Source organism: Caminibacter pacificus (genome assembly GCF_003752135.1).
Classification (GTDB): Bacteria; Campylobacterota; Campylobacteria; order Campylobacterales; family Nautiliaceae; genus Caminibacter; species Caminibacter pacificus.
This window is the reverse complement of sequence record NZ_RJVK01000002.1, coordinates 467,196-490,914: the sequence shown is the minus strand read 5'-3', so window position 1 is coordinate 490,914 and position 23,719 is coordinate 467,196. Positions and strand designations below refer to the sequence as shown.

Here is a 23,719-nt window from a genome sequence, read left to right as displayed (position 1 = left end):
TTCCGAACCAGGAAGTTAAGCCTCACAGCGGTGATGATACTGCATCCTTACGGATGTGGGAAAGTAGCTCCCCGCTACACTTTACAGTGTTAAATAACTTACAACTCCAACGAGTCTGGCACTTAGTGTTATCTCTCTTTCAAACCATTATTCACCTTAACTTTATGTTTTTATTTGGTGTTTTATTTTTTATCTTATTATTTCATAACTTTTATTATATTCTATTAATGCACACACTTTTAATTGTTCGGTATCATTTATAATGCTTATTAGGTTTACTTTATTTATATATTTCTTCTTTATTATTTTGTATTTTTACTGCTTTTATATTTTTTTCAAATTTTTAATTAGCAGCATATTTTACAATATGAAAAAATGTTAGGAAATAGCAATGAGAAGAGTTATTTATTTTCTTCTCTCATTTTTTGATAAATTTTTTCATATTCTTTTTTTAGTTCGTCGCTTACTTTTCTTCTTGCAGATACAAATCCTATGATTTTTCCGTTCTCGTCAAAAATTGGTTCTATAAATGCTTCTACCCAATAATATCTTCCGTCTTTTCTTAGATTCTTAATAATGCCTGACCATTTTTTGCCGTTTAAAATCGTATCCCACATCTCTTCAAAAACTTTTTTAGGCATATCAGGATGTCTTACTATATTATGAGGTCTGCCTATCATTTCTCCTTTTTCGTAACCTGATAACGCTCTAAACATCGAGTTGGTGTAGGTAATTATTCCTCTAATATCGGTTTTTGACACTACCGGTCTTTCTGTTGGATTTACATCTTCAAATCTTACTTCTTCGTTTATAGGTTTTATTTTCATTTTCCCCTCCTTGGTTTGAAAATAAAATCGTACTTTATTAAATTAATATTAATTATATTTTAAAAAAATTACGTAAATTTTACAAATAATGTTTAAAATTTTTATTTTTTGCCGATTTATGTATTGAAGTAGCAAGGATGCTACAAAAAACTAAAAGGAGTTAGTTATGGGATTCAGAATTAACACAAACGTAGCGGCACTTAATGCACATGCTGCAATGCAAATTACAAACAGAAACTTAAACAACTCACTTGAAAAATTGAGTACAGGTTTAAGAATTAACAAAGCGGCGGACGACGCATCAGGATTACAAATTGCGGACTCTTTAAGAGACCAGGCGGAGAGTTTAGGACAAGCTATCAGAAACGCAAACGATGCTATCGGAGTTATGCAAATTGCCGATAAAGCGATGGATGAGCAAGTAAAAATCTTAAACACAATCAAAGTAAAAGCTACACAAGCAGCGCAAGACGGACAAACAAGCGATACAAGAAAAGCTCTTCAAGAAGATATTACAAGACTTATGGAAGAGCTTGATAATATTGCAGGTACTACTACTTACAACGGAAAAAGTTTACTTAGTGGTAGTTTTACAAATCAAGAGTTCCAAATCGGAGCGTACTCAAATCAAACTGTAAAAGCGAGTATCGGTGCGACTTCATCAGATAAAATCGGTAACACAAGATTTGAAACAGGTATTACTATTACTGCTTCAGCTGATGTCGCACTTAAATTTAAAAACGTTGACGGAATTCATGACGTACAGCTTGAAAGCGTAAAAATTTCAACAGGTGCGGGAACAGGTATCGGAGTTCTTGCTGAAGTTATTAACAAAAACTCTGATAAAACGGGAGTTAAAGCTTCGTGGCAAGTACTTGAAACAGGTTCTGCTGCAATTGCCGGAGGAGACGTAAAAGGTCTTGAAATTAACGGAGTAAAAATCGGTGACGTACTTGGAGTACAAGCAAACGATGCTGACGGTAAACTTGTAGCGGCTATTAATGCCGTTAAAGACCAAACAGGTGTTGAAGCTTTCGTAGATGAGAGAGGTAACCTAAACTTAAGAAGTTTGGATGGTAGAGGTATTAGTATTGATATCGCAAGTGGTGCTGGAAATATCGGACTTGCATCTCATGTAGAAAATTACGGAAGACTTACACTTACAAGACTTGATGCAAGAGATATTATTATTTCAGGTACAAACTATACAAATGCAGGATTTAATAACTCTGCAGAGGCTCAAGCCACTGTAAACTTAAGAAGTATTAAAGGTAACTTTTCAGCTGATATTGCAAGTGCAATCGGAGCTTTTGCTAACTCAAACGTTGCAAATTACGGTCAAGAAATCGGTGCTGGGGTTACAACATTAAAAGGTGCGATGGCTGTTATGGATATTGCGGATAGTGCGGCGAAACTTCTTGATAAAATTAGAGCGGATATCGGTTCCGTACAAAATCAATTGGTAAGCACAATCAACAACATTTCAGTAACACAAGTAAACGTAAAAGCTGCAGAATCACAAATCAGAGACGTAGACTTTGCGGCTGAAACTGCAAACTTCCAAAAATACAACTTGCTTGCACAATCAGGAAGTTATGCGCTTAGCCAAGCTAATGCAGTACAACAAAACGTTATGAGACTACTTCAATAATCGAATTAATAACCCAAGGTCTCTTTAGCCCTTTTGGGCTTTTTTTCTAATATTTTCTCTCCTTTTGCCCTCCTTTTTATTTTCTTTATAAAATTTTTTTGATGTAGCAAAATTAGTTTGGAACACTATTTGCTTCTTTTTGAAAATCTTAAAAGGAGAAGCAAATGGGTTTCAGAATCAATACAAACGTAGCGGCACTTAATGCTCATGCAGCGGCTGTTGCTAACAATAGAAAGCTTAATAGTTCACTTGAAAAATTAAGTACCGGTCTTAGAATCAACAAAGCGGCGGACGACGCTTCGGGATTACAAATCGCGGACTCTTTAAGAGACCAGGCGGAGAGTTTGGGACAAGCAATTAGAAACGCAAACGATGCTATCGGACTTTTTCAAATTGCCGATAAAGCGATGGACGAACAAGTAAAAATCTTAAACACAATCAAAGTAAAAGCTACACAAGCAGCGCAAGACGGACAAACAAGTGATACAAGAAAAGCTCTTCAAGAAGATATTGTAAGACTTATGGAAGAGCTCGATAATATCGCAGGTACTACTACTTATAACGGTATGAGTCTTCTTAGCGGTAGTTTTACTAATAAAGAATTTCAAATCGGAGCGTACTCAAATCAAACGGTAAAAGCGAGTATAGGGCCTACAAGTTCCGATAAAATCGGTGGTACGAGATTTGAAACGGGTATTAAAATTACCGCTTCAGCTGATGTTGCATTGAAATTTATTGCGCCTGATGGGGTACATGACGTACAACTTGAGAGCGTAAAAATTTCAACAAGTGCGGGTACAGGTATAGGTGTTTTGGCTGAGACAATAAATAAAAATTCTGATAAAACGGGAGTTAAAGCTTCATGGCAAGTGTTAACGACAGGTTCAAGTGCAATTACCGGAGGAGACGTAAAAGGACTTGAAATCAACGGAGTAAAAATCGGTGACGTACTTGGAGTGCAAGCAAACGATGCTGACGGTAAACTTGTAGCGGCTATTAATGCCGTTAAAGACCAAACAGGTGTTGAAGCTTATATTGACGAAAGAGGAAATCTGAATTTAAGAAGTTTGGACGGTAGAGGTATTAATGTCAATATCGCAAGTGGTGCTGGAAATATCGGACTTACATCTCATGTAGAAAATTACGGAAGACTTACACTTACAAGACTTGATGCAAGGGATATTATTATTTCAGGTACTAATTACACAAAAGCCGGGTTTAACAATTCAGCTGAAGCACAAGCTACCGTAAACTTAAGAAGTATTAAAGGTAACTTTTCAGCTGATATTGCAAGTGCAATCGGAGCTTTTGCTAACTCAAACGTGGCAGATTTCGGTCAAGAAATCGGTGCTGGGGTTACAACATTAAAAGGTGCGATGGCTGTTATGGATATTGCGGATAGTGCGGCGAAACTTCTTGATAAAATTAGAGCGGATATCGGTTCCGTACAAAATCAATTGGTAAGCACAATCAACAACATCTCAGTAACACAAGTAAACGTAAAAGCTGCAGAATCACAAATCAGAGACGTAGACTTTGCGGCTGAAACTGCAAACTTCCAAAAATACAATATTTTAGCTCAATCAGGAAACTATGCGCTTAGTCAAGCAAATGCCGTTCAACAAAACGTAATGAAATTGTTACAATAATTTAGTCAATCTCTTCAAGCCCTTTTGGGCTTAAATATCTGCAAAATCTGTAAAAATTCCTTTTATTTGATGTGAAAACAGAAATTCTTTTCTTTTTTTATCGTTTACCGTATAGACATTTGTGTAGATGTTATGTTTTAGGAGGTGTTTGGAGGTTTCGATATCTACGATTTTATCCCACGTATGATATGCACTGACTTTCAAGCTTTTAAGATATCCCGTTAAATTTTTACGTTTTTTCTCAAAAAGTGCTGCGGTTTGGAGTTTAGGACATAATTTTTTAATAATTTTCAGGTATTCGTGATTAAAAGATGAAACAATAATTAGATTTTCGATTTTCAAATCAGAAATCATTTTGCAAATTATTTTAGAGGTTTTGATTTTTGAAAAAAACGAGTGTTTTATTTCGAGATTTGCCGGGAAATTATATTTTTTTATAAATTCAAGAGTTTCTTTTAGAGTCGGAATAGAGTTTTTGTGGAGTTTTTTTATCTCTTCAAGTTCTTTTTGAGATAGATGATAAGGATTTTGTTTAATAAACCAAGAGATATTGTCAAGTTTTTTTATTTCTTCAAATGTGAAATTTTCTACGTTATACGATTTTTTGTTCGGAAAAACTTCTTGTGCGTTTGTAGTTCTAATAAGCGAAACATCATGCATGATAATCGGAATTTTATCTTTTGTGAATTGAACGTCACATTCGAACATATCGGCGTGATTTAAAGCTTTTTTGAATGCAAAGATGGTGTTTTCAGGCATTTTGGAGCGATATCCTCTGTGGGCTATGATGATATGTTTTTTGGGGAATTTATCAAAAAAGTTCATTAAATGTCTCCGTTTAAAATTTCCAAAGCTTCCGTATACTCTTCATAAATTTCGTTTTCGTCCCAGCCTAAAAATTCCCCCATAATTTCTGTTGTTTTTTGAAGCATATTTTTTGCTTCTTTTCTGTCGATAAGTGCTATTTGGGTTCTTCTTACTATAAAATCGAGAGGTTTTTTTACCCATTCGTTTTTTAGGGTGTAGAGTAGTTCTTTTTTGGTGATAAAATATTTTTCGCTGATAAAATCCGGTTTTTGAATCGAATTTATAATTTCTATACATTGGTCTCCGTAGAGGCTGAAAAGATGTTTTTCAAGCGGATTGGAAAAATCTATTAATTTTTTTGTTTTTTCATAATTTTCACTTCCGAATACACGGTAGTTGTTTGTCAGGCATTTTTTTAGAGGTTTTTGAAAATCGAAATTTTTCACAATAAAATCGACCGTTTCTTCGGCCATTCTTCTGTATGTAGTCCATTTTCCGCCGGTAATCGTTACAAGATTGCAAGGAAGTTTTTCGATAATATGCTCTCTTGTCAGTTTTGCCGTAGGGGCGTTTGGGTTTTTGTTTACAAGAGGTCTTATTCCGGCAAACGAGCTTAAAATATTCTCTTTTTTTAGGTCGGTATCAAAATATCTATTTACCTGTCTTAGGAGATATTCTATCTCTTCGTCGGTGACTTTCGGATGAATTTCCGTTTTTGCTTCTACGTCCGTGGTACCTACGAGACATTTGTCTTTGTAAGGAAGTATGAAAACGACTCTTCCGTCATCTGTTTTTGGGATTAAAAGTCCGTTATTTGTAGGCAAATATTTTTTCTCTATTACGATATGTATTCCGCGGCTTGGTCTCATAATTTCCTCAATATCTGGGTCGGCTTTTTTTCTTATGAAATCGCTAAAAGGACCTGTGGCGTTTATTACGCATTTTGCTTTAAAAGTAAGGGTTTCTTTTTTGATTTTATCATATGCTTTTATTCCGGTGATTTTTCCGTTTTCAAATATAAATTCTTTAAATTCCGTATGATTTTTCAATTTGGCTCCGAGTTTTTGAGCGCTTTTTAAAAGAGCTATTACCATTCTTGCGTCATTAAATCTGCCGTCATAATATTTTACCGAGCCTTTTAGATTCGCTTTTTTTACGCTTGGGGCTTCTTTTATAGTTTTTTGTGGTGGTAAAAATTTGCTTTTGCCTATAGAATATCTGCCTGAGAGCAGGTCGTAGAGTATGAGCCCCGAATAAATATAAGGAATTTCGAAATATTGATATAAAGGTGTGATTAGGGATAGTTTTCCGCTTAGATGAGGTGCGTTTTTTAGTATCTTGAATCTCTCGAGCAAGCCTTCTTTTACAAGAGCGTATTGGGATTTGTCGAGGTGTTTTACAGCGGCTTCTAAATATCTCACTCCTCCGTGGGCGAGTTTTGTGCTTCTTGAGCTTGTGCCTTCGGCAAAGTCATGTGCTTCAACCAAAAGTACTTTTAATCCTCTAAGAGAGGCGTCAAGGGCTATGCCGCTGCCTGTAGCGCCTCCTCCGATAATAATAACATCATACATTTTAAGCCCCGTTTTTTATAATTATAACTCAAAAATTATTTTTTAATCTCCTTTTCAAGTGCGGGCAGGGCTCTTTTTACGACTATTAGCTGGGCGTTTATGCTTCCTGCGAGCATAAACAGCCACTCTTTGTGCTCAAAAAGCCAGTCGATTATTTTTTCTTTTTTTTCTTTGTCGGTATTTGAAGGTCTTACCATTATTTTTGCGAGGTCCAATTCTTTATTTACAAGATAACTCTGTATTGTTTCACCAAAAAGAAGAGAAAATTTTTTGGTTTCCAAAATATCTTTTATTTTGTCTATTTTTTTTGTGAGTTTTATTAATTTGTCAAAATCAGATTTTTCTATACGTTCGCTCGGAGTCATTTTTTCAAGTTTATCGCACTCTTTTGCTATTTGTAAAAACGTTTTTTCGATTTTTGATTTTACTTTTTCTCCGTAATCTATCATTTTTATAGTTTTGTCATAGGCTTTTTTCAGGTTTTTTTCTATCGATTTTTTAGGAGGTTTTCTTAAACGAATCGGTTTTTTCTTTTTTTCTTTTACGTATTGTTTTATAAAATCTCTAAAAGGCATTTCCACCGCCCCTTCTATTCTCGCGCCGCCTTCGGTGCAGTTATAGGTGGTGATATCTTTTTTTTTGGCAAGTTCGATATCTTTTTCATAAAAATTCCTAAACATATTCCAAACTCTTGTCGTTCTTATAAGTCCGTCTCCTCCGTATGCGGTTACGTATTCGTCGCTATCTTTAAATTTTACTTCGTTTTCTCCTAAAACATGCCCTTTTGCGTGAGAGTTTCCATCCTCCGCATAAGCTAAATCCTGCCCAATAAGAGCTATTTTTTTATAATCCATTTTAACGGCAAGTTCGTATGCCATATTTGCCGCGCTCATTCCCACACCCAAATATCCGTAGTTATGAAGTCCGTAGTAGTGAGTGTATCTAAAAGGTCTCATAACAAGTACTTTTTTGCCGTGAGAGTTTTTAAGTACTCTTTCGTGTTGTAAAGAAGCGTGGAGCATAATGATATCTTTTTGGAATTGCGCCGGAGTGTTTTCGAAAAACTTTCCGGTGAGTTCCACTCTCTCAAGTGAAGTTACGAAATCCGGTTTTATACCTTCTCTTGCCAAAATAGGCAGTGAAGCGTCCACGCTTATAATCGTTACGTAATCTTGGATTTTTTTAAGAATAGGGAGTTGTTTTGCAAGTGAAGGGCCGGTTGCGACTATTACGGCGACTTCCGCGTTTTTTTTCTTTTCGATTTGTTTGAAAGCCGGGTTTTTTATCATTTCGGGCAGGTTTTTAATATGATGTTCTATACCGATTAACGTATCAATCGTATCGTTTCCGAAGTTTATTACGGTTTGTTTTATGGCTCTTATTAAAAGTTTGTTTAATTTAACAATATCCTCTGCGAAGAATTTTTCATAATAAGGTGAGTGAATTTGCAATTCGTATGTTTTTGCGAAAAGTTGTACGTCTTTATCGGTGAAGATATCTAATGCTTTTGCGTAAGTTAGTGTTTGCGGGAGTATGAATTTTATTTTGTCGTTTAAGATTTCATTTGAAAAATCGACGATATGAAATGCTATATATAAAATTTCGAGGTTAGGTTCGAAAACAAATACTTTTCTTAAACTCGGATTTGCAAAAAGAAGTTTCGTAAATATTCCGTTTCCAAGTCCGTATAGAAAAAGTACCGGATATCTTTCGAACTTTTTGAACTCTTTTTGTTTTTGTTCTATCTCTTTAAGCGGGTCGGTTTCGTATATCGGGTATTTGTTTTTTAGGTCTATGATATTTAGGTTGATATTGTCATCACCTTGTTGAACGACTTCGAAGTTTTTAGGAGGATTTGCAAAAATCAGCTCGGCTAAATCTTTGTCTTTTTCAAATAATGCGGTTATGTTTTTTTCGAATATTTTTGACATTATAAGCCTTTTTGTTTTTATATCGGCATTTATGATAAAATTATAACCAAATAAAAAAGGATAAAAATTGTCCTTAAAGGATTGAAATGTTTGATTTTTTTAAGAAAAACCAAAAGACTCAAGAGAGTGAAATGGTAAAACCGAAAAAGGATCCTTTTCCGGATTATGACGAAGTAAAAGAGATGACGATTATTGACATAAGAGACCCGGAAGATGTCGAATATTACGGGAGACTGCCAAATTCCATAAACATTCCTTTTGACGAATATTTCGCAAGTAAGCTTATGATGTTAGATAAAAACAAAAAATATGGTATTATGGATTTAAGAGGAATAATTAGCGATTTGGAAGAAGCCGAGAGGTTGGCAAAAGCCGCCGGGCTTGACGCAAAAGCGCTTAGAGGCGGATTTTTTTATTTGACGGAAGTTTTGAATTTTAAACCTATAAAGGAGGATGAATGAAAGTTTACGGAATTAAAACTTGCGGTAGCGTAAAGAAAGCTCTTAAATTTTTTAAAGATAACTCAATAGAATTTGAATTTCATGATTTTAAAAAAGAGCCCGTAGGATGTGATAAGATAGAAGAGTGGCTTAAAAAGGTGGATATAGATACGCTATTTAACAATAGAGGTACTAAATACAGACAATTAAAATTAAAAGAATTAAACCTTGATGACGAAGGTAAAAAAGAGTGGCTTTGTCGTGAAAATCTGCTTATCAAAAGACCTGTAATAGAGCTTGATGACGGAAATGTGATAGTAGGATTTGATGAGGAGAAATATAAGGAAATATTCGGATGAATATAGAGGTTTTGTCTTTAAGCGTAGGGATTGGAGCTGCGATAGGATATATTACGAATTATGTTGCCATAAAGCTTCTTTTTAAGCCTTATAAGCCGGTTAAACTCGGGAAAATAACGATTTTTCCTCAAGGTGTGATTCCAAGAGAAAAAAGAACGTTAGCTAAAAAAGTAGGAGAAATAGTAAAGGATTATATTTTAAGCAAAGAGGAAATTAAAAAGATTGTAACTTCCGATGAGGTAAAAGGTGAAATCGAGAGATTTTTGGATAAAAAGTTGGATGAATTTTTATCAAAAGATATTACCGATTTGATTCCGAAAGAGGAGTTTGCGAAAAATTTATCCGAATTTGTCGATAACCTTATTCAAACTAAATTTCCGATGTTTGCGTCTTTTATAAGCAAAGAGCAAATAGAAAGACTCTTTAGCGAGCTTAATTTAGGGATAAAACTTAATAAATTTGCAAGTAAAGAGAGAGTAAAAGAGAAACTGCTTATTGAAATTGAAAAATTTTTGGAAAACGAGCTTCCGGAAATTTTATTAAAAGCTCAAATAGATAAAATCGTAGAAGAAAAAGTCGCTTCTTTTGATGAAAAGAGACTTGAAGATATGCTTTTTGTACTCATGAAGAAACATTTCGGTTTTATAAACTTCGCAGGTGCGGTTCTTGGAGGAATTATAGGCCTTATTCAATATTTTTTCGTAATAAGGCTTTGATTTTTTTCTTTTACATTGATTTTAGGTGTCAGAGATAATTATCTTAGATAAAAAGAAAAAAGGAAAAAGAAGATTATTGAAGAGTTAGTGAAAGCATTTTTTTCACGTAATCTTCCGGCATTTGATGGAAGTATAGGTATTTGTAAACTTTGTCTTCTTTTCCTGCAAGTTTTTTCTCGATAATTTCAAGATACTCTTCTTTTGTAGGGATTCTACCAAGAAGAGCAGTTACCGCTGCAAGTTCCGCACTTCCAAGGTAAACTTTCGCACCTTTACCCATTCTGTTATCAAAGTTTCTTGTAGAAGTTGAGAATACGTTTGCATAGTCCGCAACTCTTGCTTGGTTACCCATACAAAGCGAACATCCAGGAATCTCGATTCTCGCACCCGCTTGACCGAAGATTGCATAGTATCCTTCTTCTGTTAGTTGTTCTTTATCCATTTTTGTAGGAGGTGCAATCCATAGTCTTACAGGCACTTGTCCTTCACCTTTTAGAATCTCACCAGCCGCTCTATAGTGACCGATGTTTGTCATACAGCTTCCAAGGAACACTTCGTCAATTTTATGAGGTCTGTTAGGGTCTGCTAATACTTCGCTGATTGTCGCAACGTCATCAGGGTCGTTAGGACACGCAACGATAGGCTCTGTAATTTCGTTTAGGTCGATTTCGATAACCGCAGCGTATTCTGCGTTTTCGTCTCTTCTTAGAAGTTTAGGATTGTCGAGCCATTCTTTCATTTTGTCGATTCTTCTTTGAATAGTTCTTTTATCTTCATATCCCGCTTCAATCATTGCTTCAAGCATTTTGATGTTTGATTTTAGATATTCCGCAACTTGCTCTTCGCTAACATCAACAGTACATGCCGCCGCACTTCTCTCAGCAGATGCGTCTGCAAGTTCGAATGCTTGTTCTACAGTAAGGTTTCTAATAATATCACCTTCAATTTCAAGGATTCTTCCGTTGAAGATGTTCTTTTTATTTTTCTTTTCAACTGTAAGTAGTCCTTGTTTGATTGCAAAATAAGGAATTGCATTAACAAGGTCTCTTAGAGTGATTCCAGGTTGAAGCTCACCTTTGAATCTTACAAGTACGCTTTCAGGTACGTTTAGTGGCATACTTCCCGTAACTGCCGCAAATGCTACAAGTCCTGAACCAGCCGGGAACGAAATACCGATAGGGAATCTTGTATGACTATCTCCACCAGTTCCTAAAGTATCAGGTAAAATCATTCTGTTTAGCCAAGAGTGGATAACACCATCTCCAGGTCTTAGCGCTACACCGCCTCTACTTGTAATAAACGCAGGTAATGTGTGATGTAGCTCGATATCAGCAGGTTTCGGATATGCAGCCGTATGACAGAAACTTTGCATTACAAGGTCCGCGTTGAATCCGAGAGCCGCAAGTTCTTTAATCTCGTCTCTTGTCATCGCACCCGTAGTATCTTGGCTACCTACCGTAGCAACAGTCGGCTCGACGTACATACCAGGTCTTACACCTTCCATTCCGCACGCTTTACCGATAATTTTTTGAGCGAGCGTATATCCTACGCCTTCTTTGTCAGCCGGTTGTTCAGGTCTGATGAAGATATCAGTTTCAGGTTCCATTTTTAGGGATTCTCTTGCTTTTTTAGTTAAGTTTTTACCGATGATTAAAGGAACCCTACCGCCTGCTTGTACTTCATCAGGAAGAGTATTTGGTTTTAGTTCGAATTCGCTTACAACTTCGCCGTTTTTAAGGATTTTACCTTCATAAGGTCTGATTTCGATGATATCTCCCGTTTCAAGTTTGTCTACCGGTGCTTGAATAGGAAGTGCTCCCGCGTCTTCAAGAGTATTGAAGAAAATAGGTGCGATAACGCCACCGATAACGATTCCGCCTCTTTTTTTGTTAGGAACGTAAGGGATTTCTTCTCCGATATGCCAAATTACAGAGTTTGCCGCAGATTTTCTCGAACTTCCCGTACCTACAACGTCACCTACGAACGCTACAGGATGACCTGTTTTTTTAAGCTCTTCGATAGTTTCAAGAGCGTTCGGCATTTTTGCTTTTAGCATACTTAATGCATGTAGAGGAATATCGCTTCTTGTAAACGCTTCGCTTGCCGGTGAAAGGTCGTCAGTGTTTGTTTCACCAGGTACTTTGAATACTACCGCTTTAATGCTTTCAGGAAGTTTAGGTTTTGTTGTGAACCACTCGGCATTCGCCCAGCTTTCAAGTACTTCTTGAGCGTATTTGTTTCCTGCTTTTGCCAAATCTTCTACATCATGGAATGCATCATATACAAGTAGGATGTTTTTAAGTTGATTTGCCGCTTCTTGTGCGATTTCTTCGTCTTTGTGGCTTAGTGCGTCGATTAGAGGTTTTACGTTGTACCCTCCAAGCATAGTACCTAAGATTTGTACCGCTCTTTTAGGAGAAATGGCAGGTGAGCTTGTTTTTCCTTGAACGATGTCGTTTAAAAATGCAGCTTTTACGTATGCCGCTTCGTCAACACCAGGGTTAATATGATTTAAGAAAAGGTCCATTAAATATTCTTCTTCAGGAATAGGAACCATTTTTAGAAGTTCTACAAGTTCCGCCGCTTGTTTTGCTGTTAGAGGTAGCGGAGGAATTCCAAGTTTCGCTCTTTCTTCAGTATGTTTTTTATACTCTTCAATAAAGCTCATGTGCTTCCTTTTAGTTGGATTTTATGAAATTGTAAAATAAATTTTTACGAATTGTTACATTTTGAAATTTTATATCTCAAAGCGTGTATAAAAAAGTAACATTTTAAAATCATTTTAGTATCAACAATTTTGGTATAATTTTAGTTAAAAAGGCTAAAAGTGGATTTTAGAAAAATTGCAAGGGAAGTTCTTGATATCGAAGCCGACGCTTTATTAAAAGCTGACGTTAGCGGAATCGAAAAAGCTGTGGAGATAGCTTATAACACCAAAGGCAAATTAATAGTAACGGGTGTAGGAAAATCCGGGCTTATCGGAAGTAAAATAGCCGCAACGCTCGCAAGTACGGGAACTCCGAGCTTTTTTATACATCCCACAGAAGCGCTTCACGGGGATTTGGGGATGATAACAAAAGACGACAGCGTGCTTGCTATCAGTTATAGCGGTGAGAGTGAAGAGCTTATAAAGATTTTGCCTCATATTAAGAGATTCGAAGTGCCTTTGATAGCGATGACTGGGCGTATGGATTCCACTCTTGCGAGATATGCGGATGTGGTATTGAATATTCATGTAGATAAAGAGGCGTGTCCACTAAACGTGGCGCCTACGAGTTCTACCACTTTAACCCTTGCAATGGGAGACGCTTTAGCCGTTTGTCTTATGAAAAAAAGAAATTTTACAAAAGAAGATTTCGCATCTTTTCATCCGGGCGGTTCTCTTGGTAAAAAACTTTTCGTAAAAGTTAAAGATTTGATGAAAGAAGAGTTTCCGGTTGTGGATGAGGATGTGAGTTTGAAAGATGCGATTATAAAAATGACCGAAGGTAAACTCGGACACGTATTGTTTTTGGATAACGGAAAAGTAAAAGCGATTCTTAGTGACGGGGATTTAAGAAGAGCTATGATGAGCGAAAATTTCGATTTGAATAAAAAAGCGATAGAGTTTGCGACTCTTAATCCGAAAACGATAAATAAAGAGATGCTCGCAAGTGACGCACTTGCGTTTATGGAAGACAATAAAATTCAGTTTTTGCCTGTGATTGATAATAACGGAAACGTTGTGGGTGTTATTCATATTCATCATTTGGTAGAAGCGGGTATAAAATAAATTGAAAGGATAAAAAGTTGAGGTTAAATAAATTTATAAGTCATCACACTACGTATTCAAGAAGAGAAGCTGATAGACTTATATTCGAAGGAAAAGTAAAAGTAAACGGAAAAATAGTTACTAATCCCGCATACGACGTGCAAACGGGAGATAAAGTAGCCGTAAACGGAAGACCCGTTAAAAAAAGCACCAAATATACTTGTATCGTTTATAACAAACCAAGAGGGGAGCTTGTTACGAAAAAAGACCCTAAAGGCAGAAAAACCATTTATGATTCGCTGCCGAAAAAATATAAACATTTCATACCTGTTGGAAGGCTCGATTTTGCGAGTGAGGGGCTTTTGATTTTGACCGACTCGCCAAAAGTTGCCGATGCGTTGATGAATTCGGATTTGCCGCGTGTTTATAAGCTTAGAATAAAAGGAGATATCACTCCTGAAATGGAAGCGGCAATGCAAGAGGGGGTTGAAGTCGGAAGCGAAGGCGCTCATGAAAAAAATACACAAGAAAAAATTAAGCTAAAGCCGTTTTTGAATTATCAGATTATAAAAAATTCACCAAAATATTCGACTATAAAAGTTGCTATAGGTGAGGGTAAAAATAGAGAGCTTAGAAGGTTTTTCGCACATTTCGGAAGAGACGTTTTGGATTTGAAAAGACTCTCTTACGGATGGGTTAGTTTAAATGCTCTACCTACCGGAAAAACGAGATATTTCGACAAAAGAGAATATAAACTTCTAAAAGAATTTTTACAAAAGGAGAAAAATGACAAAGCTTAGATACAAAACGAATTATAAATCGGAAGTTATAGACATTACCAACGATATTAAAGAAGCTGTGATAAAAAGCGGAGTAAAAAACGGAATGGCGGTGGTTTTTTGTCCTCATTCGACGGCAAGCGTTATAATTTTCGAAAAAAGCGATACTACTTTAAAAAGAGATTTGTTAAAAACTTTATCTGAGATTGTACCTGATAAGGAGTATCATCACTCAAACGCAAAAGCTCACTTAAAAGCTGCGTTTTTAAGAAGCAATCTCTCTTTAATCGTTGATAACGGTTCTGTAGTTTTAGGAGAGTGGCAAGGAATTTATTTGGTTGAGTTCGACGGACCAAGAGATAGAGATGTTTTGGTGAAGGTTGTTAATGGTTAGTCCTTTGATAATCGTTATTGCGCTTTTGTTTATCGCATTAAGTTTTAACATCCCTTTTGCAAGACTTAAAATTCCTCCGATTATCGGATATATATTTACCGGGATTATCATTTCCAATATTTTTAGTCTTGATAAGCATACTATCGAAGTAGTAGCTGAGCTTGGTATAGTGTTTTTGATGTTTATGATCGGGCTTGAGTTTTCTCCTGAGAAACTCAAATCGATGAAAAAAGAGGTTTTCGGGTTCGGTTTTGCCGAAATGACAATAGTTAGCGGAATTTTCGGACTTGTTTTTTATTGGTTTTTTAATATCGATATAAGAATCGCTCTTATTATAGGTTCTGCTATTGCGCTAAGTTCAACGGCGATAGTACTAAAACTATTAAACGAAAGCAGAGAAATCTCAAAGCCTTACGGAAGAATCGCTCTTGGGATTTTGCTTTTTCAAGATATTGCGGTTATTCCTATATTAATTGCGATTTCGATTATCGTAAATAAAGATGCCGATTTAACCCAGCTTATTTTAAAAACATTAGGAGGCTTTGCGGCACTTGGTGTTTTTATTTATATTTACGGGAAGTTTATAGCGCCTTTTGTAATTTCTCACGCTACAAAAACGAAATCGGATGAAATTTTTATGGCTACCGTTCTTTTAGTGGTGCTTGTGGCTGCTGAAATCGCACACTTTTTCGGGCTTAGTTATTCTCTTGGAGCGTTTCTTGCGGGTATGATTTTAAGTGAGACGAAATATAAATACCAAATCGAAGCCGACCTGGTACCTTTTAGAGATTTATTATTAGGTATCTTTTTCGTATCTGTCGGGCTTATGGTGAATATTAATTTCGTAATTCACAATATTTTTTCTATTCTTTTGATGACGGTAGCGTTTATGCTCTCGAAAGCCGGGATTATATATTTGATGCTTAAATTTTTCGTAAAACATAATCGTATAGCTATTAAAACTGCGTTTATTCTTTCGCAAATCGGGGAATTTGCGTTTGTTATTTTCGCGCTGCTCGGAAAATATAATTTGGTTGAGAGCGATTTGTTACAAAAACTTGTAGTTGTTGTAGTTATTTCTATGATTTTGACTCCGTTTATTTTGAGATATATTTATAAAATCGCAGATATTTTTGACAAAGAAGTTCAAAATTTCGAAGAGTTCGAATTAAAACCTGCCGAAGTTGCGGGGCATATTATATTGATCGGTTATGACAAAATAGGTCAAAGAGTAGCGAGAAAACTAACTCGTGCCGGGATTCCTTATGTAGCGATAGATAAACAAATCGAGCTTGTAAAACAGGGACTTAAAAACGGAGATAATGTTATTTTCGGTAACGCTGCGAATAAAAGAGTTCTTGAGAGTCTTAATGTTAAGGATGCGAGTGCTGTTATAATTACGACTTTAAATGAAGAACATACTCATTTGATAACCGAGAATATTTTGGCGATTAACCCGAATTTGAACGTAATAGTTTTAACCGATGACGAGATAGAAAAAGAGTTTTATAAAAATCATAATGTTTATGTTGTGGATAAAAGTAAAGAATTAGCGGAAAAACTAATAAGCTTAGCACTGAGATGTGAACTGAGAAAGGAGAAAGGATGATAAAAAAAGCACTATTTCCGGCTGCCGGTTACGGGACAAGATTCTTGCCCGCTACTAAGTCAGTACCAAAAGAGATGTTGCCTGTGGTAAATAAACCTTTGATTCATTACGGTATAAAAGAGTGTATGAACGCCGGAATTTTTGAAATAGGATTTGTGACAGGAAGAAGCAAAAGAGCGATTGAAGATTATTTGGATCATAATCCGGAGCTTGAAAATCAGATTGAAGGCTCTTCAAAAGAGGGATTATTGCAAGAAGTAAACGAAATGATAGAAAAATGTACTTTTACTTATGTAAGACAAAGAAAAATGTTAGGACTCGGACATGCGGTATTAACGGGAGAGCCGCTTATCGGCAACAATCCTTTTGCGGTAGTGCTTGCCGATGATTTGTGCGAGGGTGACGTATTATCACAAATGGTGAAACTATATAATAAATTCAAATGTACAATCGTGGCTCTTGAAGAAGTTCCGAAAGAAGAAGTTAACAAATACGGAATCGTAGCCGGAAAGGAGATTGAAGAGGGGATATTGATGATAGAAGATATGGTTGAAAAACCTGATATCGACAAAGCCCCGAGTAATTTGGCTATTATAGGAAGATATATTTTAACTCCGGATATTTTTGACTTATTAAGAGAAACAAAACCCGGAAAAGGCGGTGAAATTCAGCTAACCGACGCACTTTTAAGACAAGCAAAAGAGGGAATGGTAATAGGTTATAAATTTAAAGGTAGAAGATTTGATTGCGGTAGTGTAAGAGGATTTATTGAAGCTACTAACTATTTTTATGAAAAAGATTTTGGGGGTAATTGATGTGCGGGATCGTAGGATGTATAGGGATTGAAAACGTTGTTGATTATTTGATTGAGGGATTAAAAGAGCTCGAATATAGAGGATATGATAGTGCGGGGATTGCAGTACTTGATAACGGAGAGTTAAAAACTATAAAAGCCGTAGGTAAAATTAAAAACTTAGAAGATAAAATTTCCAAAGTAAAACTTAATAAGCCGAGTGTCGGAATAGCTCATACAAGATGGGCGACTCACGGCAAACCTACGGAAATAAACGCTCACCCGCATAGAGGAGAATTTTCGGCTGTAGTACATAACGGGATTATTGAAAACTATCAGGAAATTAAGAAGTTTTTGCAAAAAGAAGGTGTAAACTTTTTGTCTCAAACCGATACCGAAGTGATTGTTAAACTTTTTGAATATTATTATAACGGCGATGAGGTGGAAGCTTTTCAAAAAACTTTAGAAAAGCTCGACGGGGCTTATGCGATTCTTTTGATTAGCGAAAAATTTCCTAAGAAAATTCTTTTTGCAAAAAAAGGTTCTCCTTTAATCGTTGCAAAAAACGAGAATAAAATTTATTTCGCTTCGTCGGACGCTCCTTTGATAGGTCATGCTACTACTGCTCATTATTTGGAAGATGACGAGTGGGGTTGGGTGGATGAAGAGATTCATATTTTTAAAGGACATGAAAAATTATCCCCTCGTTTTAAAGATTTGCCTAATAATAAAGAGTCCGCTAAAAAAAGCGGATTTAGATTTTATATGGAAAAAGAGATATACGAACAATATGACGTATTAAAAGAGAATACTTTAGGAAGAAATACGGAATACGGAATTCATTTTGAAGAACTTGATAGGGAATTTTTCGAAGGAATTAATAATATTATAATTTCCGCTTGCGGTACGAGTTATCATGCCGGGCTTGTAGGAAAATATCTGCTTGAGAGAGATGCTAAAATAAGAACGAACGTAGAAGTTGCGAGCGAGCTTAGATATCGTGAGCCGCTTTTGACAAAAGACACTCTTTTTGTAGTTATTTCTCAAAGCGGTGAGACGGCGGATACTCTTGAAACTCTTAAAATGGCTAAAAAAGCCGGATTAAAAACTCTTGCGCTTTGTAATGTCGATAACTCTTCTATAGTTAGAGAAGCGGATAGAACGATATTGCTTAGAGCCGGAATAGAAAAAGGTGTGGCTTCGACAAAAGCTTTTGCAACTCAAGTGATGACATTGTGGATGCTTAGTAACTATCTTGCTAAGAAAAACGAATATCATATCATCAATGAAGCGATCGAAGTTACTAAAGTAGATGCCACATTGCATGAAAAAATCAAAAGATTATCAAAAAGATATCTTCACGGACACGGATTTTTCTATATCGGACGTGATATATTTTTCCCGCTTGCGCTTGAGGGAGCTTTGAAACTAAAAGAGATAAGCTATATTCATGCCGAAGGATATCCGGCAGGTGAGATGAAACACGGACCTATCGCTCTTGCGGACCCTGATTTGTATGTTGTTGCGCTTCTTAGTAAAAATATTCTTTTTGAGAAGACGAAATCAAATATCGAAGAGCTCGTAGCAAGAGATGCGACGGTGCTTACGATTTCGAGCGAATATATCGAAATGACGGACGATTTCGTAAAAATAAACGATACCTCTCATCCTATGGTGGAATTTTTTGAAATGATGGTTGTAACACAGCTACTTGCTATGGAAGTTGCTATTAGAATGGGTAATGATGTCGATATGCCAAGAAACTTGGCTAAATCCGTAACCGTTGAATAGGATAATTTTGGTATAATTTAGAAAAAAAGGACGGCGATGTTTGAAAAACTTGTAGAAAGTATCGATAAATACAAGAAACCTTTGGCTTTTGGTATTGCAAGAGTGGATTTAGGACAACTGAATCATGACAAAGTGCTTCAAGCTACGTATCCGGTTATTAATTGGAACGAAAACTTCGGAAGCGCTGCTGTTTTTATAAGAAGTTTGATTGAAACCGGTGTTGAGGTTGATTTTGAGGATAGCGAATTTGTGGCACCGGTTACGAAAGAATTCGTAGATACGGCGCTAAACTACTTCGGAGAAGAGCTTGTTGCCGAGGCAGTGGGAGATAAACATAAAAATATTCAAGTTTTAAAAGTTTTAAAAGATATTTTTGACGAAGAAGAGTATGATAATTATAGAATTTGTTTTATTTTTGAAGATACGAATCCGAAAAGCGTTGAGAGTGTTTATTTGAAATTATACGCTCTATCTCAAAGAAAAGTTCCACTAAGAAGTATCAATCTAAACGGGGCTTTCGGAGTTCTTCATAATTGTGCTTGGGTCGGAAACGTTCCGATTGAGCTTGATTATCTAAGAGCGAACGAAATCGAGCTAAAACTAAAAGACGCTTATCCTGAAGTTGAATACGTTGATAAATTCCCAAGATTCCTATCTCATGTAATTCCTGATGATAATATCAGAATTCTTGACAGCTCAAAAGTTAGATTCGGAGCTCAACTTGCACCTGGAACTACCGTAATGCCAGGAGCGAGCTATATTAACTTCAACGCAGGTACCGAAGGTCCTGTAATGGTTGAGGGTAGAATTTCTTCAAGTGCGGTTGTAAAAGAAGGTGCCGATGTAGGTGGAGGAGCTTCTATTTTAGGTGTGCTTAGCGGTACGAACGGAAATCCTATTACTATCGGAAGAAATACTTTACTCGGTGCGAATAGTGTAACTGGAATCCCTCTTGGAGACGGATGTATTGTAGATGCCGGAATTGCGGTACTTGAAGGTACTAAAATTTGGATTAGCGAAGACGAATTCGAAAAAATCAAAGAAGTTAATCCTGAGTGGAATGCGGAATACAAAGAGTATTTCAAAGGCTTGGAACTTGCAGGACTTAACGGAATCCATTACAGATTCGACACTACAAAAGGCAAAATGGTTGCGTTTAGAAGTAGAAGAGAAGTGAAGCTAAACGAGGAGCTTCACTAATTTCCTTGTTTTAAGGAAAAAACAATCAAGTGAATTGTGAAAAAATTTGATATAATTTCAAACTCAAAAAATTGTAAAGGACATTATGATGGCAAGAAAATGTGAAATCTGTGGTAAAGGTCCTCAATTTGGTAACAGAGTGAGCCACTCAAACAGAAAAACAAGACATAAATTCAACCCTAACATTCAACAAGTAAGAATTGAAATTAACGGGGTAAGAAGAAGAATCAAAATCTGTACAAGCTGTCTAAAAAGCTTGAAAAAATCTGTATAAGCTCCCCCTTTTTTTCGGGGTTTATATGAAAAAAAACAAACTTCAAAAATTCTTTGAAAAATTAGCCGATTTACTACACTGGGAAAAATCCTCAAAACCCGAAGTCGATTTATCACCTGAAATTTGGTCGGAACTCAAACCTTTCAGAACACCTATAATTTTAACTATTTTAATTGAACTTTTCGGTACGCTCGGATATATATGGATTGATCATTTTTCTTTGCTTGATGCCATTTATCAAACGGGTATTACTTTTACAACCGTAGGATTTGGTGAGATAGCTCCGATATCTCCTCTTGGAAGATTGTTTACTATATTTTTGATTATTGCCGGATTCGCAGTTTTTTCTTATGCGGTAGGGGTATTGGTTGATGTTATTAATAAGGGGCGTTTGATTGCGCTTTTGAAGGAGAAAAGAATGCTTTATAAAATAGCGAGATTAAAAAGTCATATGGTTATTTGTTATCACAACGAATACACTATCGACGTAACAAAAGAGCTTAGAGCGGCTCATATTCCGTTTGTAGTAATAGACAATAGAGACGATATGGAAGAGATTGCGAAAAAATATAAATATCCTTATTTCGTAAAAGGTGACCCTCATACGACTCTTTCACTTAAAAAAGCGCATTTAAGCAGTGCAAAAGGCGTAATCACCCTATCAAACAATACCCCTGATAATATTGCCGTTGTGAGTAGTGTAAGACTTTACGAAAAAGATATCAAAAGACATCCTTATTATATTTTATCGGTAGCTCAAAGCGATGAGGATATCGAAAAATTAAAAAGACTCGGAGCAAACGAAGTTCTCTCACCTACAAAACTTATTGCAAAACGTATGACGGCCGTAACGGTTGACCCGGATGTTAAGAATATTTTGGAAGAGTTCGTATATTCTCTTGATACGCCTCTTGATTTAGAAGAGATTACGGTTAGTAAAAAGTCGTGGATTGCTTATAAGAAGTTAAAAGAGGCTCATTTAAGAGAGCTTTTTAACGTAACTGTTGTTGGTATTAAAGAAGAGGGCGGCAAATTCATACCTATCCCAAAAGGTGATGACGTAATTAAACCCGGAGACGTTTTGCTTGTTATCGGTACTGCAAAAGATATGAAAAAAGCCAGAAAAATTATAAGAAGCACTAAAAAACCAAAAGAACTCGATTTTATTTAAAAGGAAGTGAGATGAAGTTTAGAATAACGCCGATTGACGGAGGAGTTTGCGCTGTTGATGGAATATACGCGAGCGGAGTAAATGCCGGATTTAAACAAGACGGATATGATTTGGGATTTATAAGAAGCGATAAAGAGCTTGATGTGGCGTATCTTTTTACGACGAATAAATTCCAAGCGGCTCCTATAAAATACGTATTAAATAGAGGCATTAAAACTACGAATTTCATACTTGCCAATTCAAAAAACGCAAACGCTATGACAGGAGATGAGGGAATAAAAGATATCGAAGAGATACTTGAATTTTTATCTCAAAAAATTTCGATTAAAAACCCTATAATGAGTTCTACCGGAGTTATCGGAGTTAGACTTGATAAAGAGAAAATAAAAAAAGGAATCGAAAAATTCGATTTTAACGAAAAAAATTCAAACAAATTTGCAAAAGCGATTATGACTACGGATAGTTTTGAAAAAGAGATAGCTTTTGAGGTTGAGGGGGATTTCGGGAAGTTCAGAATCGGCGGTGTAGCAAAGGGTGCGGGGATGATAAATCCCGCTATGGCTACAATGCTTTGTTTTATAACTACAGATGCGAATATTCCTCAAAATGAAATGCAAGAGATTTTAAAAGAAGTAAATGAAGTAACTTTTAACGCTATAAGCGTTGATGGTGATACTTCGACAAACGACAGCGTGTTTTTGATGACTACAAGAGACGGCGGATATGAAAGAGAAGCGTTTAAAGAAGCGCTAAAACAAGTAATGCAAAAATTGGCTCTTGATATCGTAAAAGACGGAGAGGGAGCGACAAAAGCGGTTGCGTTTGTAGTTACGGGAGCAAAATCAAAAGAAGAAGCCAAAATCGTTGCTAAAAACCTTACGACTTCACTTCTTGTAAAAACTGCGCTTTTCGGAGAAGATCCTAATTGGGGAAGAATAGCTTCGACTGTGGGTGCAAGTAATGTCGAGTGCGATGAAAAAAGATTAAAAATCGCTTTTGAAAATATCGTAGTGTACGATAGAGGAAATATAATCTTCGATGAAGAAACCGAAAGAAAAGCTCATGAAATTATGAAAAGAAGAGAATTCAAAATATACGTTGACCTTGGAATCGGGGAGGGAGCATTTACGGGATACGGATGTGATTTGAGCTATGATTATGTAAAAATCAACGCGGAATACAGAACATGAGATTTTTTTATTTTTTTCTTTTTCTTTTTATTTTGGGTTGTGGAGGGTCAGAGACCGAAAGCAAAACTTCTCCTTTGATTTTGGAAAAATTTAGTTTTTTATCACAAAAGGCCAAACTTCAAGCTCCGAGTTCAGAATATAATTATGTTCTTGATAAAAATTTTGCTAATGACTATTTTTATTTGTCGGAAAACAGATATATGACATTTGATATTTCCGAAGATAGTTTGGATTCTAAAAGAAGCGAGCTTAGATTTTATAACGAATGGAATGTAAGTGATGATAAAAGTAGATATCTTTATATGAGACTAAAAATTATTAAATTTAACAAAAGAGAGTTTACTTTTATGCAAATACATGATAATTCCTTGCCTCTTGTAAGAGTGGTTTGGTATGATGATTATAAGAATGAAAAAAATCATATTTGGGCATTTGTTCGCGATGAAAACGGAGATGCTACGGGGTATGATTTGGGAGCATTGAGTAGTGATTTTTTTGATGTCAATATGAGTGTGAAGAGCGGATTTTTAAGTATTGAAGTAAACGGAATTAAAAAAATAGATAATTTTGATGTGAGTTATTGGCAAAATTTGAGTTATTTTAAGGCAGGAGTATATTTGCAAGATATCGGTAGAGCGGTTATTTTTGTAGATTTATTAAAAATTGAGGACTAAATACTTGCATAGGAAAAATTTTTTGGTATAATTCTATTCACATTCCGGCGTAGCTCAGTCGGTAGAGCAGACGGCTGTTAACCGTCGGGTCAGAGGTTCGAGTCCTCTCGCCGGAGCCATTTAAAGCCTCAGTAAATACTCT

General features: G+C 36.0%; 21 protein-coding genes and 1 tRNA gene. 17 read left to right on the top strand and 5 right to left on the bottom strand.

What is annotated here, in order from left to right; genetic code table 11:
• Positions 1–401 precede the first annotated feature (401 nt).
• Complete coding sequence (locus tag EDC58_RS06315) at positions 402–827, bottom strand: PAS domain-containing protein (RefSeq protein ID WP_123352663.1); 426 nt, start codon at positions 825–827, stop codon at positions 402–404.
• A gap of 166 nt (positions 828–993) precedes the next feature.
• On the opposite strand from EDC58_RS06315, the gene EDC58_RS06310 reads away from it, so the two are divergent.
• A complete protein-coding gene (locus EDC58_RS06310; protein ID WP_123352662.1) occupies positions 994–2,478 on the top strand; it encodes a flagellin A in 1,485 nt (494 codons plus the stop codon).
• 164 nt (positions 2,479–2,642) lie between these two features.
• Positions 2,643–4,127, top strand: a complete 1,485-nt coding sequence (locus tag EDC58_RS06305) for a flagellin A (protein WP_123352661.1) — start codon at positions 2,643–2,645, stop codon at positions 4,125–4,127.
• Positions 4,128–4,157: 30 nt separating this feature from the next.
• On the opposite strand, the gene EDC58_RS06300 is transcribed toward EDC58_RS06305, so the two are convergent.
• Genes EDC58_RS06300 through EDC58_RS06290 form a run of 3 tightly spaced genes read right to left on the bottom strand, consistent with a single transcriptional unit; the run spans position 4,158 to position 8,436 of the window.
• Positions 4,158–4,952 carry a glycerophosphodiester phosphodiesterase gene (locus EDC58_RS06300; protein ID WP_123352660.1) on the bottom strand — a complete coding sequence of 265 codons (795 nt, stop codon included), beginning with the start codon at positions 4,950–4,952 and terminating at the stop codon, positions 4,158–4,160.
• Positions 4,952–6,505: a glycerol-3-phosphate dehydrogenase/oxidase gene (locus EDC58_RS06295; protein ID WP_123352659.1), complete on the bottom strand. Its 1,554-nt coding sequence runs from the start codon at positions 6,503–6,505 to the stop codon at positions 4,952–4,954. Before EDC58_RS06295 ends, EDC58_RS06300 begins: the two co-directional genes overlap by 1 nt.
• A gap of 35 nt (positions 6,506–6,540) precedes the next feature.
• A complete protein-coding gene (locus EDC58_RS06290; RefSeq protein WP_123352658.1) occupies positions 6,541–8,436 on the bottom strand; it encodes a motility associated factor glycosyltransferase family protein in 1,896 nt (631 codons plus the stop codon).
• 86 nt (positions 8,437–8,522) lie between these two features.
• Between EDC58_RS06290 and EDC58_RS06285 the strand changes: the two genes are divergently transcribed.
• Genes EDC58_RS06285 through EDC58_RS06275 form a run of 3 tightly spaced genes read left to right on the top strand, consistent with a single transcriptional unit; the run spans position 8,523 to position 9,951 of the window.
• Positions 8,523–8,897, top strand: coding sequence for a rhodanese-like domain-containing protein (locus tag EDC58_RS06285; protein WP_123352657.1), 375 nt, complete (start codon positions 8,523–8,525; stop codon positions 8,895–8,897).
• Positions 8,894–9,235: an arsenate reductase family protein gene (locus EDC58_RS06280; RefSeq protein ID WP_123352656.1), complete on the top strand. Its 342-nt coding sequence runs from the start codon at positions 8,894–8,896 to the stop codon at positions 9,233–9,235. The genes EDC58_RS06285 and EDC58_RS06280 overlap by 4 nt, the downstream gene beginning before the upstream one ends.
• Positions 9,232–9,951, top strand: a complete 720-nt coding sequence (locus EDC58_RS06275) for a DUF445 domain-containing protein (RefSeq protein WP_123352655.1) — start codon at positions 9,232–9,234, stop codon at positions 9,949–9,951. Before EDC58_RS06280 ends, EDC58_RS06275 begins: the two co-directional genes overlap by 4 nt.
• 73 nt (positions 9,952–10,024) lie before the next feature.
• On the opposite strand, the gene acnB is transcribed toward EDC58_RS06275, so the two are convergent.
• On the bottom strand, positions 10,025–12,619 hold the full coding sequence (acnB, locus tag EDC58_RS06270) for a bifunctional aconitate hydratase 2/2-methylisocitrate dehydratase (RefSeq protein ID WP_123352654.1): 2,595 nt from the start codon (positions 12,617–12,619) through the stop codon (positions 10,025–10,027).
• A gap of 159 nt (positions 12,620–12,778) precedes the next feature.
• Here acnB and EDC58_RS06265 point away from each other — a divergent pair, with 159 nt between their 5' ends.
• From EDC58_RS06265 to EDC58_RS06210, 12 genes are all read left to right on the top strand, one after another.
• Positions 12,779–13,723, top strand: a complete 945-nt coding sequence (locus EDC58_RS06265; protein ID WP_123352653.1) for a KpsF/GutQ family sugar-phosphate isomerase — start codon at positions 12,779–12,781, stop codon at positions 13,721–13,723.
• A gap of 17 nt (positions 13,724–13,740) precedes the next feature.
• Positions 13,741–14,502 carry a pseudouridine synthase gene (locus EDC58_RS06260; protein ID WP_123352652.1) on the top strand — a complete coding sequence of 254 codons (762 nt, stop codon included), beginning with the start codon at positions 13,741–13,743 and terminating at the stop codon, positions 14,500–14,502.
• A complete protein-coding gene (locus EDC58_RS06255; RefSeq protein ID WP_123352651.1) occupies positions 14,489–14,875 on the top strand; it encodes a secondary thiamine-phosphate synthase enzyme YjbQ in 387 nt (128 codons plus the stop codon). The genes EDC58_RS06260 and EDC58_RS06255 overlap by 14 nt, the downstream gene beginning before the upstream one ends.
• Entirely contained in the window at positions 14,868–16,484 is a 1,617-nt protein-coding gene (locus EDC58_RS06250) for a cation:proton antiporter (protein WP_123352650.1), read from the top strand. Before EDC58_RS06255 ends, EDC58_RS06250 begins: the two co-directional genes overlap by 8 nt.
• Positions 16,481–17,299 carry a UTP--glucose-1-phosphate uridylyltransferase GalU gene (gene galU / locus EDC58_RS06245; RefSeq protein ID WP_123352649.1) on the top strand — a complete coding sequence of 273 codons (819 nt, stop codon included), beginning with the start codon at positions 16,481–16,483 and terminating at the stop codon, positions 17,297–17,299. The genes EDC58_RS06250 and galU overlap by 4 nt, the downstream gene beginning before the upstream one ends.
• Complete coding sequence (gene glmS / locus EDC58_RS06240) at positions 17,299–19,068, top strand: glutamine--fructose-6-phosphate transaminase (isomerizing) (RefSeq protein ID WP_123352648.1); 1,770 nt, start codon at positions 17,299–17,301, stop codon at positions 19,066–19,068. Before galU ends, glmS begins: the two co-directional genes overlap by 1 nt.
• 36 nt (positions 19,069–19,104) lie before the next feature.
• Positions 19,105–20,268 carry a 2,3,4,5-tetrahydropyridine-2,6-carboxylate N-succinyltransferase gene (locus EDC58_RS06235; RefSeq protein WP_123352647.1) on the top strand — a complete coding sequence of 388 codons (1,164 nt, stop codon included), beginning with the start codon at positions 19,105–19,107 and terminating at the stop codon, positions 20,266–20,268.
• A gap of 88 nt (positions 20,269–20,356) precedes the next feature.
• Entirely contained in the window at positions 20,357–20,542 is a 186-nt protein-coding gene (gene rpmB / locus EDC58_RS06230; protein WP_123352646.1) for a 50S ribosomal protein L28, read from the top strand.
• Between the two features lie 25 nt (positions 20,543–20,567).
• Positions 20,568–21,713, top strand: a complete 1,146-nt coding sequence (locus EDC58_RS06225) for a potassium channel family protein (RefSeq protein WP_123352645.1) — start codon at positions 20,568–20,570, stop codon at positions 21,711–21,713.
• Positions 21,714–21,724: 11 nt separating this feature from the next.
• Positions 21,725–22,903 carry a bifunctional glutamate N-acetyltransferase/amino-acid acetyltransferase ArgJ gene (gene argJ / locus EDC58_RS06220; protein WP_123352644.1) on the top strand — a complete coding sequence of 393 codons (1,179 nt, stop codon included), beginning with the start codon at positions 21,725–21,727 and terminating at the stop codon, positions 22,901–22,903.
• A complete protein-coding gene (locus EDC58_RS06215; RefSeq protein WP_123352643.1) occupies positions 22,900–23,577 on the top strand; it encodes a polysaccharide lyase family 7 protein in 678 nt (225 codons plus the stop codon). The genes argJ and EDC58_RS06215 overlap by 4 nt, the downstream gene beginning before the upstream one ends.
• A gap of 43 nt (positions 23,578–23,620) precedes the next feature.
• A tRNA-Asn gene (locus EDC58_RS06210) sits at positions 23,621–23,696 on the top strand.
• Positions 23,697–23,719: the final 23 nt, after the last annotated feature.